This window comes from Oceanobacillus sp. CFH 90083 (assembly GCF_009389585.1).
GTDB lineage: Bacteria > Bacillota > Bacilli > Bacillales > Amphibacillaceae > Oceanobacillus.
In genome coordinates, this window is sequence record NZ_VIYG01000002.1 from 476,980 (window position 1) to 491,937 (window position 14,958).

Sequence of the window (14,958 nt, forward strand, 5' to 3'; positions counted from 1 at the left end):
GGAGGATTTTATATTTTACAACAATCAGAAGTATAGATAGTTAACTCCACTTATCCTAGTTTACAATTTGAAAGTCGAACTATAAAATGATATTATGATATTTTATCGTCTTATCGGCAGGAGGAAAGCTTTTGTTAAACCAATCATTAATCAAAAAAATTATTATTGGCATTTTACTTATTGCATCGGGTGTGTTCTTATATTTTTATTTTTCAGTATTTATGCCTGTTTTACTGGCCTTGTTGACTGCAATTATATTTGAGCCACTGGTAAAGCTGCTAAAAAAACTCTTAAAGCAAGAAAAACGAATTTGGCCTGTAACGATTGTTTTTACATCATTTGTTGTGATTGCATGCGGATTAATTTACGTTTTGCTTACAAGCACTATCAGCCGGATTGTCGAATGGAGTCATAACGTTCCAAGGTACGGCAGTGAAATCCAATCCATTATCAATGAGATCATTTATAGATTTAATGATTTAATTGCTGATTTACCTCAGCGTAATGCAATTATCAGTGAACTGGAACGGCAATCGGACCGACTGCTAAATACGGGATATGACCTGGTGGAGAGCTTCATTGGTATGCTTGGTTCCTGGGTTCAATCAATCCCTAACCTGCTGTTTATATCCCTTGTCTATCTCATTACTTTCTTTTTATTCAGCCTTGATCTGCCAAAGTTGTTTCAAGTATTTTTCTCTTTTTTCCCAGAAAAAACAGCTACAAAGCTACAGAATTTCTTTCAGCGTTTAAGAACCGTTTTCTGGGGATATTGGAAAGCTCAATTTTTGCTTAGTGTAATGATTTTTGTGATTACGTACTTGAGCTTACTTTTTATCGCTCCTCGATTTGCGCTCTTAATGACCTTTATCATCTGGGTTGTGGATATTATTCCACTCTATGTTGGCCCAGCATTAATCCTTGTTCCGTGGGGGGGACTGATGATGCTCATCGGTGATGTTCCAACCGGTTTGCAGCTGATGATATTGGCATTATTCTTGTTAATCATCAGACGGATTACAGAACCAAAGGTACTCGGCGATCAGATGGGGCTCGCTGCACTGCCGACGGTCTTATCCATGTATTTTGGTTTTGTTTTCTTTGGTGTACTCGGTCTTATTTTTGGACCATTCGTTGTCAGCGCATTTCAAGCAGCCCACGAGGTTGGTTTATTCCAATTCGTGAAGAAGAAATCCATTCAAAAAGTAGAAGAATAAGACGACATCACAAATAAAATCCGAATCTGATTTACATGTTCTAACCTAACATGTAAATCAGATTCGGATTTTTTATTAAGGTATTATTGCCGATGATAACTATGCCTTTCTCTATTCGATGATTTCATCTAAGGCATAACCAACGCCATTTTCTTCATTACTTCTCGTGATATGGTCTGCATATTCCTTTACTTCCGGCTCTGCATTTTGCATCGCTACAGCAGTTCCTGCATATTCGAACATCGAAATATCATTAAAATTATCTCCAATGCAGACAGTATTCTCTCTAGGAATTTGATAATACGCTGCCAATGCTGCTAGTGCATTTCCTTTACTGGCATCTGGATGAGCAACCTCTAATTTTTGATAGCCAGAGGTTGTCAGGGAAATATCATTTCTATCCTTCCAGCCTTCTTCCAGCTTTTCTAATTTATCACGCCGGAATGACATAATAAATACTTTGTATGGCTCCAGTTCCGTAACCCCTGCTTCTAAATAATCATCTACTTCCACCATACCGTACTGCATATTTTGTATATAAATAATATGCTCCGCATTCTCTTTTTCATCTGGCGTATCAAAAAGAGCTTCTTTCTCTTCTATTAAAATCTGCTTTTTACTTTTTTGAATATATAGCCCTTTATTTGTATAAATTTCAAAATATAATTCAGCAGCAGATACGGTTTCTATGATTTCTGTCAGCTTGTCTGCAACAAGGATCTGACTGCGGATAATCTCCCCATTCACACTGGTCAATGCCCCGTTTGCACAAATTAATGGAACCTCCAAATCTGCCGCTGCTGCAATCTCCTGCATATCATGCAGTGATCTTCCAGAGCAGAATGCTACAATATCCCCCTTCGCCTGTCTTTTGCGAATAGCTGCCCGATTTACTTCACTTATTTTCCCGTCTTCACCTAGTAACGTACCATCTAAATCCGTTGCAATTAACTTCATGCGCTTCACATCCTTCCAATTGTTATCTTATCATATTTGCAGAAATGTTTATTCTCTGACATATTAGAGAGAAGCAGAAGCACCTGCCCCTCTATATATTCATTCCTACATTCCTAATAAAGTAGTGACAATCCAGCCTGAACCATAGAATATCATAAATTGAACCCCGATCCCCACGCCTAGAAAACGATTCAATAGCCCGCCTACCATTGCCATAGCAAAAGTAACAGTTACACTGACGAGACCACCTTCATAAAACGCAAGCAGTGTAACAATCCCGATAAACATAGCAATAATTGCTTCCTGATTTATATGCTTTAAAACTAGAACGGTCGCTTTTCTGGCAAAGTTCATTGAAAATGGGTAGGCAATAATGGCCGCAATAACAATTCCAATTAATCCATATAACAGGAAATCCATAGGTTCCATCAGCGTATGCAAATTATGCATTTCCGGCTCTGTTGTAAATACAGGCGGTGCATTAAATAGCGCTTGTGCCGGACCAATTGCTACAGGACTAAGCGGAATTCCAAATGCGACAAGCGGAATAATCGTCTCTGCAATATAAGTTGATTCTGTTACCCCGTTCATCGTAGACAAACTGGTCGTTGATTTCTTATACTGCCCCTTCACACGGGACCCTACCAGCTCTCCCATCAATGCTGTCATTCCAACAGGACTCAGAGCAAAGGTCAGAGAAGACAGAAAAGACGTTCCTCCAACCGCGGCTGTTTGTTTCTTCGTTAATACTTTAAACGGATTAGGAAAATACCCTGTCCACGATTTCCTTTCCGGTGCTAATTTATATTCATTCGGCTGCCGGCGTTCAATCATTAATCGACCACTCCCGGAGGATGCTAATAAAATATCCGTAAACATTGGTCCAATTGCAATCCCAAGGAAAAAGCTGATCGACAGTCCAGTTCCTAAAATCGTTGTGCTGACCAGATTTAATCCTTGAATCACAAGTGCAAGCGGAATGATTAAAATTATACTTGCCCAGCGTCCTTTGGAAAAATAACCAATTAAAACAGCAGCCAGTGTAAATATAATGCCGGCATTCTCCTGAAAAAATTCGCCAAAACGGCTTAAGAATACAGCAAACACTAAGGACACAGGAAGGGCAATAAATGCACCAATAATCCCGCCCGAAATCATTTTTCGTAAGGCAATATGCGGCAAACCAATTCGTCGCATAAAATTAGCATGATCCAGCATCGGCGTCGCTGTCGTATCTCCCGGGACACCCATCAAGGCAGTAGGAATCGCATGCGTGAGATGCTTCGAGAGCACCGCAGCCATAAAAAATGCGAAAACGGCCTCTGGAGGCGCTCCTAACAACACAACAATCAAGGTTGCCGGAACAAGCACAGCGGTTTCATCAGATCCGGAAATTAAACCAATAGCGGTAAATATAATTCCCCCAAGAACCGCTAATAGGATTGATATCAGTAATACATCCATGTTTGTTCATTCTCTCCTCTTTCAACTATTTCTTCTTTTTCTCATCATGTTCTTTTTTCTCATCAGAAATAAACATGTCATAAAATCCTTGTTCCTTCATTTCTCGAGCCGTTACCGGATCATTTAAAATGGATGCACGCTCTTCCTCCATATCCAATTGCAATTTCTCATATATTTCCGATAGTTCATTGTTCGTAGACACTGTTTCATTTAAGGTTCTTTTTGGTTTAAATAAAAACGTGTTGATAAGTAAACCCGTTACACTGCCAGCAATCCCTGACAACAACGAATAAGACTGAATCATTTCCTCCGGAGCAATGCGTGGAAATATAAATTCTCTGCCTGTAAAAAAGCCGACAAAACTGAGCACCACACTAATGAAAATTGTAACGATTAAATGCTTCCCAACAACTGTATCACCAATAATTTCAACATATGTCTGGGAACGCTTCTGTTCTTGTTCCGTCATCTTTTCAGATCACCTTTCTATTAAAATATCCCTAAAAATATGATTTACAGAATGAAATAATCTGATTATACTACATACAAGTTAATAATACTAGAAGCTATTAGCAGATACTAATAGCAGATTTTTTTATGATGCAGTGGGGCCTCTGCTATAATAGAAATAGAGAAAGCCTGTCACATCTAATATAGATTTGCAGTGATAAAAGGAGAGGTTTTATGAAGCTGGAAACGGAAAGACTTATCATTATTCCTTGTACTGAACGGACAGTTACGCCCTCGATCAGAGAGGAATATACTTGTAATCCTCATATTATTAGTCATTTAAATGCATTAAAAGAAGATCCTTCTTTATTATATTGGGGTGTTTGGCTTGTAAAGCATCAGTCAGATGACAAAGTAGTTGGAGATATCGGTTTTAAAGGAAAACCAGACAAAAATAAAACGGTAGAAATTGGCTATGGATTCCTTCAAAGCTGCCGGAATAAAGGCTACGCAACGGAAGCACTTAGTGCTTTAATAAATTGGACTATACATACTTCAGAGGTTAATAAAATCAGAGCAGAAACACGCCTAAATAACCCGGCCTCTATGCGTGTATTAGAAAAAGTAAGCATGCAGAAAGTAAAACATACAGAATCTATGCTTTATTGGGAGCTGGATGTAAGAGATATTACCAGCGGATAAAAACAAGTAAATGAGCTGCATTTTTTATTTAGTATCCGTTCTCCTCTTCCTCATAACCTTCTCTTTGCAAAGCAGCCTCCCTTTTCCCAAGTATCATCTTTTTATCCCCAGACAATAAAAGATGTTGATCTTTCTTCTTCTCCCGTTTCTTATAATTTTATCTTCGTTATAAAGATTGGATTTTAACTTCCTTTTCCCAATGAAACTAAATACTTTTTCTATCTCCTTATTACTTCTAATGTTTTAAAATATTACGTACGATAGGACAAGATGGGTTATCACAATATTGTACAATGATAATTCTTCACTTTGTGATGTAAACGCATTCACCATTTATTCTGTAATTGTTATGATTCTAGTCAAAGGAGGCAGACATTGTGTTAGGAGAAAGAGAAGAGATTATTTTTAACGCACTAATCAATGACACGAGTATCACAAGTTCGGAGCTCGCAGATAAATATAATCTTTCTCGACGACAATTAGGCTATACCTTTCAAAAAATAAATACCTGGTTAAAAAATAACCGTTTGCCCGAAATCGAGCGAACCAGGAAGGGTCAATTTATCATTGATCAATCTATTTTAACTGCAACCGTAAAACAAAATCCCGTCGGAGATTCCAAGCTCCGTGACGGAATAATGTCTGAGCAGGACCGGGTAAAATTTCTAATCATAGCCGTTTTAGGTGGTAAGGATATTATTTCACTAAGCAGTTTAACCAGACAGTTAGGTGTCAGCAAAAATACCATTTTAAATGATATGAAGCATGCTCAGAAGCTGTTAAGTTCTTATCATTTGGCAATGCAGCATACGAGAAAAGACGGGTATCAGGTCATTGGAAATGAATTTCAGGCACGTAAGATGATGATAGGACTTGCAAATGAATTAATCCTGCATGACGACAATAAAAGAAAGCTGCAGGAAATACTGATGCTTGAGGATGAACTGCTTGCTCAGTTTGAACGCCGGTTAGAGCGGGTCGAGCAAAATCTCACCATTCAATTTACAGATGAAATTATGATGACACTCCCCGCTATATTTGTATTAATTCTGAGGAGAATACAAAAAGGATACTCTATTCAGCCTTTCTTTATCCGTTATGATGAGCTGTCCAATACCAAGGAATATCAAGCGACAGAAAAAATTTTATACGATAAAAGCCTTTCAACACCTGAACGTATCTTTATTACACTGAATCTGTTAACAGGCAGTGTTCACCGGAATTCCTGGATAACGGAGGATTATATCCCTGATCTGGTGCCGGCAATTGACAAAATGGTACGGCTCTTTGAAAAAAATGCCTGCATTAACTTCCATGATCGTAAGCAGTTAATCGATAAGCTTCTTCAGCATTTAACACCGGCGTATTACCGGATTAAATATCAGCTGACCGATTCGATTCTTTTTGAAGATAACCATAATGAGGAATTTGAACAAATCCGCCACCTGGTTCATTTAGCAATTACACCGCTCGAAGAAGTGATGGAAAGCAGGATTCCTGAAAATGAAGTTACTTACATCGTCATGTTAATCAGCGGTTGGATGCATAAACAGGGAGAAAGTATGGCTCAGAAAATAAAAGCACTGGTTGTTTGCCCGCGCGGGATTTCCGTTTCCCGTCTAATGTTCCAGCAGCTGCGTGAGCTATTTCCTGAATTCGTATTTTTGGATTGGCTATCTGTCAGGGAATTTTTACATTACGAGCTTGATTACGATATTGTTTTCTCGCCAATTACATTAGAAACAGATAAAAAGCTGTTTATCTGCAAACCTGTACTGCGATCCGAAGATAAACAGCGTATTCGTAAACAAGTCATGCTGGAGATATATGATTATATTCCAAATGAAATCAATGTGGATGATTTGATTGAGAAAATTCAGCAGCACGCAAAGGTTTTAGATGAAAAGAGTCTGCGAAAAGAACTCTATGCTTATATCCATCGGGATAAGAACGCAGCCATTACCAAGCAAGCTTCGGCGGAGACAGAAAAAGACTTACATGATTTTCTGACTGTAAATCATATTACGCTGAGAGAATCTGTCTCCTCATTTGATGAGGCCATCCAGCTATGTGGAGCCCCATTGCTTAAATATGGATACATTACACCTGATTATATTAAGGCAACCATCCAGCACTCAAAAGAAGATTCTTATATTGCTATTGGCGAGCATGTTGCTATTCCTCACGCTGCACCAGAGGAAGGTGTTAAGGACGTCGGGATGAGCCTGTTAAAGATCCGTAACGGCGTCGCTTACGGGGAAGAAAATCATCAGATTCATTTGATGGTTATGATTGCTGCCGTAGATAAAAAGCAGCATATTCACGCGCTGATGCAGCTGATGAAAGTAGCTTCCTCAGCCAGTCTGTTACCTAAATTGATTCAGGCAAGTTCTAAGGAATATATTTACAAGTTGATTCGAGACTATATCATTGATTAATAGTTAAGGCAGGAGTGTTGTTTCATGAGTGAATTACGTTTTGATGAAGAAGTTATTTTGTTAAATTTAGAGGCTGCTGACTATACAGAAGTGCTTCAGCAGATGGGTGAAAATTTAGTAAAGCATCATTATGTCAAAGAAAGCTTTATTCCGGCAATTATCGAAAGAGAACAAGAATTTGCGACCGGATTGCCGACAGCAGGTGTATCTGTGGCTATTCCACATACAGATGCTGTTCATGTAAATCAGAAAACCATCAGCATAGCTACACTAAAAAATCCGGTAGACTTTGTCATTATGGGAGAAGAAAGTGAAACCACACCTGTTCAAATCGTATTTATGCTGGCAATGGATGAGCCTCATTCACAATTGAAGCTTCTGCAGAATCTAATGAAGATTTTTCAAGAAGATACATTTCTCGAACAATTACTCTTGTCAGAAAGTGTGACGGAGATGCTGCATCAGGCAGCTGACAAACTTCATCTGCATAACTTTAAAGGAGGTGAGAAGCTATGAAGCAAGTACTTGTAGCTTGCGGAGCAGGAATCGCTACATCCACAGTAGTAAACAATGCAATTGAAGAATTAGCGAAAGAAAATGGGATAAAAATAGATTTGAAGCAAATCAAAATTGCAGAAATAGGCACCTACGAGGATACAGCAGATTTATTGGTTACTACGGCAATGACAAAGAAAGACTATCCTTTCCCGGTTATTAATGCACGTACATTCCTGACAGGAATCGGCGTGGAAGATACAAAGAAACAGATTTTAGAAGAATTGCTAAAATAATATTTTGCTGCTCTATTCTTTAAAAGTATGTTCAACAAGCAGTAAAATTCACTGTACCATTTTACCAGACTTGGTGAACATCCCCTTTAGGGGAATAGAGCAGCACCCTAACCCATAGGAGGGAAATTCTTATGCAAGGATTTGTTGATTTTATACAAGCATTTCTGGACTTAGGAGCTACCGTCATTTTACCTGTTGTCATCTTCTTACTTGGACTTTTATTTGGTCAGAAGCCGGGAAAAGCTTTCCGTTCCGGTCTGACAATCGGTGTTGCATTTGTAGGTATTTTCCTTGTCATAGATTTATTGACTTTAAACCTTGGTCCGGCAGCACAAGGAATGGTAGATAGACTTGGTGTCAGCTTAAATACTATTGACATAGGCTGGCCAGCGACATCATCTATTGCATGGGCGTCAATGATTGCTGCCTTTATTATTCCGTTAGGATTAGTTGTAAACGTTGTCATGCTGGTAACTAAAACAACCAAAACGATGAACGTAGATATTTGGAATTTTTGGCACTATACCTTTATGGGAGCCATTGTCTATACCGTATCCGGAAGTATTGTGCAAGGTCTGATTGCAGCAACATTATTCCAGATTGTCTGTCTGAAAATAGCAGACTGGACCCAGCCGATGGTACGTGACTTTTATGAGATGCCAGGCGTATCCGTTGCAACAGGAAGTACGATTTCTTATGCTCCATTTATTTTTGTTGTCAAAGGCCTTCAAAAAATCCCGGGTCTCAATAAACTGCATGCTGATCCGGACTCCATTCAAAAACGTTTCGGCGTCTTTGGAGACTCCATGGTTATCGGTTTGCTGCTTGGTGTAGCAATTGGTGCCTTAGCCGGATACAGTGTTGGTGACATTATCAATATTGGTATTTCTATGGCAGCGGTGATGGTATTGATGCCAAGAATGGTAAAAATCCTGATGGAAGGATTAATGCCTGTATCTGAATCTGCCCGTACATGGTTGAACAAGCACTTCGGTGATCGCGAAATTAATATTGGTCTGGATGCTGCCGTGCTGTTAGGGCATCCATCTGTTATTGCAACGGCGTTAATTTTAACACCAATTACTGTTCTTATTGCTGTTGTTTTGCCTGGAAACGCGGTTCTTCCTTTTGGCGACTTGGCAACCATTCCATTTGTTATCGCCTTTATTGTCGGAGCTTCTAAAGGGAATATTATTCACTCTGTTATCGTCGGCTCGATTATGATCGCTGTTTCACTCTATGTAGCAACAGATATCGCTCCATTATTTACAGATATGGCAATGAGTGCAGATATTAATCTTCCGGAAGGCTCGGCAATGGTATCCAGTATTGACCAGGGTGGAAATATCGTGAACTGGGTAATCTGGAGAATATTTGACCTGTTTAATTAATGCAATAATTTATTTGAAGCAATACTTACTTTTGATATAGAAATAGTAGAAAATAATGCTGTTATGAAATTTTATTTATGTTCCTCTCTTCTTCATTTGGTAAGAATAGTTCATTAATTCTGTTCATCCGTTTCATCACATTAGAAAGGAACGGAAATGATTAAAAAAGGAGAATAAACGATGAAAGCTCTCGTGAAGACCGAACTGGGACATGGGAATTTACACCTCCAAGATGTTGAGGAGCCCACTGTTTCCAGTCACCAAGTAAAAATTAAAGTCACTTACGCTGGAATCTGCGGCTCCGATATCCATACCTATGAAGGACATTATCAAGTTGCCGCTCCGGTTACATTGGGACATGAATTTTCCGGAGAAATCGTAGAAATTGGTGAAGGTGTTACCAAATTTAAAGTAGGAGATCGCGTTACATCAGAAACCACCTTCTATATCTGCGGGGAATGTAACTATTGTCAGTCTGGAGACTATAATTTATGTAACCACCGTAAAGGGCTGGGCAGCCAAGTAAATGGCGGTTTTGCCAAGTATCTTATTGCACGTGAGGAAAGCCTTCACCATCTGCCTCCAGAGGTGGATGATCGTTCTGCAGCAATGACAGAGCCCTTAGCATGTACTTATCATGCCATCCAAAAAACAGTAATCCACGGGGGAGACTTAGTTATTGTTCTTGGACCTGGCCCAATTGGCCTACTTGCTGCCCAGGTAGCAAAAAGCTGCGGTACGGTTGTTTTAGTTGCTGGTCTGACAAACGATCAGATTCGCCTGGATAAAGCAAAAGAAATCGGCATGGATTATGTCATTAACCTTCAAAACGAAAACTTGAAAGACAAAGTAAACGAGCTGACAGACGGTTATGGCGCAGATGTGCTTTTAGAGTGCTCCGGTTCCATTCACGCTGCAAATCAAGGGTTGGATTTATTACGGAAAAAAGGGCACTATGCACAAATTGGTATTTTCTCAGAATCACAGGTCTCCTTTGATATGGAAAAAGTCATTCAAAAAGAAATTCAAATCGTTGGAAGCAGGAGTCAAAAGCCGGTCGACTGGGAGCCCTCCATTCAATTAATGAAGGACGGAAAAGTAAACGCAAAAAGTCTGGTGACGCATGAATATTCTATCGACCAATGGGATGCTGCTTACCGGGCAATTAAAAGTGGAGAAGCCATTAAAGTGCTACTGACCCCTCTGGATGATTAAAATATGTGAAGTTTAAATTGAAATGAGGTTTTAACATGGTTGATATGTTCTTAGATTTTATGCTTGGTCCGATGCGCGGAATAAGTCAATTTTATTTTGAATACCAGCTTATCTTTAACTCAATTGTCGTCGGTATCGCTGCTTATTTCTTAATAAAAAAAAGAAAAGGAAATCGAATCAACCGCAGTAGAAAGGAGTGCTGACTTGAAGGCTCTAAATTTATACGATATAGAGGATATACGTTTTGAAGAAAATACACCCGTTCCTCAAATAACAAGCAACGATGAGGTTCTTATCCAAGTAAAATCAGCCGGGGTATGCGGTTCTGATCTATCTCGTTATAAAAAGCTCGGACCCTATGTCCCGGGGACAACCTTTGGTCATGAATTTTCAGGGGTCATATCTGCTGTCGGCAGTGCGGTAACACAATTTAAAGAAGGAGATCGTGTAGCCGCCTGCCCTGCTTTTTCCTGCGGAGAATGTAACTACTGCCGGCAAGGAGCTCCGACACGTTGTACGGAACTGACCGTTATCGGCGCAAAGCATCCCGGGGCTTATGCCGAATACGTTACTCTTCCTGCATCTCATGTGCTGCAATTACCCGGTGAAATTGACTTTGATGCTGCTGCTATGCTGGAACCTTCTTCTGTTGTTCTGCATGGTTTTTACCGTACCTCGATTCAACCAGGAGCAGCAGTGGCTATTATGGGCATCGGCAGTATTGGGCTTCTTTCCGTTCAGTGGGCTAAAATCTTTGGAGCGGAAATTGTTTTCGCTATTGATATTGATGAAAACAAACTAAAAACCGCCAAACAGCTGGGTGCCGATATCGCTATTAATCCGCTGGAAGAAGATACAGAAATGGTTATAAAAAAACATACTGCCCAATCAGGAGTTGACCTGGCAGTGGAATCAGCAGGCTCTCCCGCCACAAGTGAACAAGTACTTTCCCTACCTAAAAAAGGCGGCGAGGTTTTATATTTAGGCATTCCCTACGGTGATATCACACTGCAGCGCTATTATTTTGAAAAAATTGTCCGTAATGAATTGCGCATCCTTGGCTCCTGGAACGCATTATCTGCACCTTTTCCGGGAAAAGAATGGAAAACTGCTCTCCATTATATGAAAACAGGTCAGCTGGATGTGAAGCCGATGATTTCTCATCACTTCCCGCTAAATATGGGGCCTGAGATTTTTCATCAGCTTATTTATAAGGAAATAGATGCAATAAAAGTTCTTTTCCATCCATAGGTTTTGAAAGTGAAAAATAAGAAGAAGCATCTAACCTCGGACAGCTGGATGCTTCTTTTTTATTGTCTTTCTTTAAAAATAGCTGTCTATCAAACGAATTTATTTCGTTAAGTCATTATTTGTAACTTAAATAAGGAGTGCTGTATATTACTCCCTCTAAAGAGAATTTTATTTCTGGCTTCTTTCAAAATGTTTTCTTTACCTATTTTCCTTAATAAAAATACTTCCTAACGGCAATCCTAAAATACGATTATATAGCTTCTGATAAAAAGAAAAATCATAGGCAGCTGCTTTGCCGGCATTATCCATCAATCTTAATGAAACAAAAAATGTATTCAGCTTCATATCTGAATTGATGCGGAGTCCATTCCGCTCATAAAAGCGAATCCGGCGAAGCCTCGTCGTATAATCCTTCTTATCACCGGCTGCTTCCGGATCCTCTACTTCCAGTAACATACCGTTTGGGGACAAATCATCTAATTGACTAATTAATTCACTGCCAAGTCCGCTTGATCTATATTTTGGAAGAATAGCCAGATACGAAATAAAAATACCTTCAAATGCTTCTACCTGCTGATAAATGGCATAACCATATTTTTCTTGACCGTCTGTGAGATAGACAGCTTCCATAACTCCCCTTTTCAAATTACGTTTCAATACAAAGTGAGGAAATATCTCCATCCGCTCAAAGTCCTGTTTTAAATAATTATAGAGCACCTTTATATTTATATTGGTCGGATTCATCTTTTTTAAATAGTATTTCTTTGTTTGCATGGGAAACCTCCATGTTTTTATTTCTATTATAAGGTCAGGCTTAATTCCAGCAATATTCCCGTTTTATCATCTGCATGCTTAAAGCGTGGATACTTTTGTAAATAAATGTCGTTCTCCTCTTGTTGAACAACATATTCCAATAAACATTCAACACCATATTTCATAGCATAATTTGCCGTCTCTTTCCAGACATCCCCTTCGATGCCATAGATCTGCATTCCATCTGTAAGCAATAAAATTTTTTCCACCTGCTGAAGTGGAATCCTGCCATAGCTCAAAAATTCCATCGCTTCCGGGCTGCCATCAATAATGCTGTAACCTTCAACTGTATTTAGTTTCTTTCTATTCGCTACAAGTGCAGGGATGACGTGCTCTTTCTCTTCTTGATAAATCTTTTGAAAAGCTTCACCATTATCTTTGGAATCAACTCGTTTAGCAATAGAATCATATAAATCAGAGATAGCCTTTTCATCCAACCGCATCACATGATCGTAGGAAAGCGCTTGAATTCCGCCATCCTGATAGGCAACAAAAATCATACAATCCCCTGACTGAGCATACTCCAGATAGGTTTCATGCATTTGTATTGCTGCAATCCCACAGGCACTGCGCTTTTCTTTCACAATGTCCCCGATTTCTTGACCCAGCTCCTGCTTCGTCCTCTTTGCTAAATCCAGATTTCCTTTATCAATGATGTCAATTAAAGACTCATCCATATTCGCAGTATCAAAGCAACGTTGAATCGTTTCTGCTGCTATTTTTCCTGGTAAACCTCCCAATCCCGTTGCTCCATCAATCACTGCAAACAGCTTTCTTTTCTGATTTTCTACATAGGCATCTTCATTCGTCGGATTGCTTCCCTGCTTATATACTTTCGAAAAATGAATCATGACGTTCCCACCTTTTTTACTAATATCCTGAATAGAATTTGCTCTTGTCAATCCTGATCATAACTTATTAACAATGTAAATTGAAAGGCACCAGTTAAAAAATAGAAATGCAAGGAGGGAGAGTGCATAAATACTTCTCTCCCTGAAAAACTAAAAAGCCCGCTACTTCTTTCGTTTTATGACGGTTGCTTTTAACCCTTTCCCCCTATATCAAAAGCTTTATCTACAGATCCTTTTTCTTCCTCCAGCTCCTCTACACGTGCTTCCGGGATATGATCTGCATACTGATATTTCTGCACGCTTGCATTGGTTGTATACGATCGAACAATCCTTCCATATATGAAAAGAAGTGATAACTTCATATATTGATTCATACATTTCCTGTGAAGAAATTTCATCAGCTAAAAATTTGTCTATTATATCTATCATAAATACTTCCTTTATCACCACGAACTTTGTCATTATCATGTGTAAATGTAAATCGAGTAAGAAATATGGCCGTTTTATTTAAATATCAATGCAGCCTTTCTTATACTTCCGCTTACCAAATGGTCTTGATTTAAATAAAAACCCTTGAAAGGCATGTAATCAATCAAGGTAATACAGCATCTATATCTCCATTTCTTTCCATAACTCTTGAATACTTTTTCCATCTATTCGTCCTTCCACAAACAATTCATTTGATGTTTTGAAGGACTGAGAATAGCTATCTCTAACTCTTGTTAAATAGTACCCATCTTCATTTCTGCTAATCCAAAAACTTTGATTTCGATAGTAGAATTGAAACTCTTCTCCCATCGCTACTCTTTGTTTTAATTCTTCATAATCCATAGTATCACTCCTAGATTATCTATTAAACGTACCATCACTATTCCATTTAAAAATATGTTCATGTGGCCATTCAGGGTGAGTCTTAGCATTACCGTGATTAGTATAATCAACGTCTCTCACAGCCCTGCCATCAGACCCATAAAATCTCCTAGTTTTTATTTCACCAGTTTTCTTGTCTATGATATCTACTGATGAATTTGGTGCACCCTTAGCAGGATTTGGCACAGATGTTGTAGTTGAATGATTTGCAGTAGGTGTAACATCAATTGTCTTACCTTTATTCGATGTCACTGTTTGTTTAGGAATATTACCCGCGCCCTTACCAAGCTTATAACCTTTCCTAATACTCGTAAATATCTTCCCAGCAGGAATAAACGAAACTCCTGATAGAAGCCTCTCTGTAATCGGTGCACTTCCATCCATAACTGTCCTCGCATCATCTAACCACAAAAAGTCTGCAGTTGCTTTAGCTGCATTCCATCCTATTTCTGCACTCTGCTTCCCTATATCAAGAGCTTTATCAAATATCCCTTTTTCTTCCTCTGGCTCCTCCACACGTGCTTCCGGGATATCATCTACATACTGAT

At 39.0% G+C, this 14,958-nt stretch carries 16 protein-coding genes and 1 pseudogene; 9 read left to right on the forward strand and 8 right to left on the reverse strand.

All coding sequences use genetic code 11. The annotated features are described in order from the left end of the window. Nucleotides 1-131 precede the first annotated feature (131 nt). Nucleotides 132-1,217: a sporulation integral membrane protein YtvI gene (ytvI, locus tag FLK20_RS04715; protein WP_152655405.1), complete on the forward strand. Its 1,086-nt coding sequence runs from the start codon at nt 132-134 to the stop codon at nt 1,215-1,217. A 111-nt stretch (nt 1,218-1,328) separates the two neighbouring features. Here ytvI and FLK20_RS04720 read toward each other — a convergent pair whose 3' ends face one another. From FLK20_RS04720 to FLK20_RS04730, 3 genes are all read right to left on the reverse strand, one after another. Continuing rightward, on the reverse strand, nt 1,329-2,174 hold the full coding sequence (locus FLK20_RS04720) for a Cof-type HAD-IIB family hydrolase (RefSeq protein ID WP_152655406.1): 846 nt from the start codon (nt 2,172-2,174) through the stop codon (nt 1,329-1,331). 105 nt (nt 2,175-2,279) lie between these two features. After that, nucleotides 2,280-3,638, reverse strand: coding sequence for a tripartite tricarboxylate transporter permease (locus tag FLK20_RS04725; protein ID WP_152655407.1), 1,359 nt, complete (start codon nt 3,636-3,638; stop codon nt 2,280-2,282). 25 nt (nt 3,639-3,663) lie between these two features. Beyond that, nucleotides 3,664-4,107: a hypothetical protein gene (locus FLK20_RS04730; RefSeq protein ID WP_152655408.1), complete on the reverse strand. Its 444-nt coding sequence runs from the start codon at nt 4,105-4,107 to the stop codon at nt 3,664-3,666. Between the two features lie 215 nt (nt 4,108-4,322). Between FLK20_RS04730 and FLK20_RS04735 the strand changes: the two genes are divergently transcribed. The 8 genes from FLK20_RS04735 to FLK20_RS04765 all read left to right on the forward strand — a co-directional run bounded on the left by FLK20_RS04735 (nt 4,323) and on the right by FLK20_RS04765 (nt 11,876). After that, entirely contained in the window at nt 4,323-4,790 is a 468-nt protein-coding gene (locus FLK20_RS04735; protein ID WP_152655409.1) for a GNAT family N-acetyltransferase, read from the forward strand. Between the two features lie 377 nt (nt 4,791-5,167). After that, nucleotides 5,168-7,228: a BglG family transcription antiterminator gene (locus tag FLK20_RS04740; RefSeq protein WP_152655410.1), complete on the forward strand. Its 2,061-nt coding sequence runs from the start codon at nt 5,168-5,170 to the stop codon at nt 7,226-7,228. Between the two features lie 24 nt (nt 7,229-7,252). Continuing rightward, the gene (locus FLK20_RS04745; RefSeq protein ID WP_152655411.1) at nt 7,253-7,744 is read left to right on the forward strand and encodes a PTS sugar transporter subunit IIA; all 492 of its coding nucleotides are present in this window, start codon (nt 7,253-7,255) and stop codon (nt 7,742-7,744) included. Continuing rightward, nucleotides 7,741-8,019, forward strand: coding sequence for a PTS sugar transporter subunit IIB (locus FLK20_RS04750; protein WP_152655412.1), 279 nt, complete (start codon nt 7,741-7,743; stop codon nt 8,017-8,019). The genes FLK20_RS04745 and FLK20_RS04750 overlap by 4 nt, the downstream gene beginning before the upstream one ends. A gap of 131 nt (nt 8,020-8,150) precedes the next feature. Next, complete coding sequence (locus tag FLK20_RS04755) at nt 8,151-9,410, forward strand: PTS galactitol transporter subunit IIC (RefSeq protein WP_152655413.1); 1,260 nt, start codon at nt 8,151-8,153, stop codon at nt 9,408-9,410. A gap of 180 nt (nt 9,411-9,590) precedes the next feature. Beyond that, nucleotides 9,591-10,625 (forward strand): zinc-binding dehydrogenase, encoded by a 1,035-nt coding sequence (locus tag FLK20_RS04760; RefSeq protein WP_152655414.1) that lies wholly within the window; start codon nt 9,591-9,593, stop codon nt 10,623-10,625. Nucleotides 10,626-10,660: 35 nt separating this feature from the next. Further along, on the forward strand, nt 10,661-10,828 hold the full coding sequence (locus tag FLK20_RS21535) for a hypothetical protein (RefSeq protein WP_194165520.1): 168 nt from the start codon (nt 10,661-10,663) through the stop codon (nt 10,826-10,828). A gap of 1 nt (nt 10,829) precedes the next feature. Next, on the forward strand, nt 10,830-11,876 hold the full coding sequence (locus tag FLK20_RS04765; RefSeq protein WP_152655415.1) for a galactitol-1-phosphate 5-dehydrogenase: 1,047 nt from the start codon (nt 10,830-10,832) through the stop codon (nt 11,874-11,876). A gap of 198 nt (nt 11,877-12,074) precedes the next feature. Here the strand turns inward: FLK20_RS04765 and FLK20_RS04770 are convergent, their stop codons facing one another. The 5 genes and pseudogenes from FLK20_RS04770 to FLK20_RS21540 all read right to left on the reverse strand — a co-directional run. Further along, nucleotides 12,075-12,650, reverse strand: coding sequence for a GNAT family N-acetyltransferase (locus FLK20_RS04770; RefSeq protein ID WP_152655416.1), 576 nt, complete (start codon nt 12,648-12,650; stop codon nt 12,075-12,077). A 26-nt stretch (nt 12,651-12,676) separates the two neighbouring features. Continuing rightward, a complete protein-coding gene (locus tag FLK20_RS04775; protein WP_152655417.1) occupies nt 12,677-13,540 on the reverse strand; it encodes a protein phosphatase 2C domain-containing protein in 864 nt (287 codons plus the stop codon). 191 nt (nt 13,541-13,731) lie between these two features. Next, nucleotides 13,732-13,914, reverse strand: a complete 183-nt coding sequence (locus FLK20_RS04780; RefSeq protein ID WP_194165521.1) for a hypothetical protein — start codon at nt 13,912-13,914, stop codon at nt 13,732-13,734. A gap of 235 nt (nt 13,915-14,149) precedes the next feature. After that, nucleotides 14,150-14,371, reverse strand: coding sequence for a hypothetical protein (locus FLK20_RS04785; RefSeq protein ID WP_152655419.1), 222 nt, complete (start codon nt 14,369-14,371; stop codon nt 14,150-14,152). 15 nt (nt 14,372-14,386) lie between these two features. Beyond that, nucleotides 14,387-14,958, reverse strand: a pseudogene (locus FLK20_RS21540) (hypothetical protein); the annotation flags it as partial.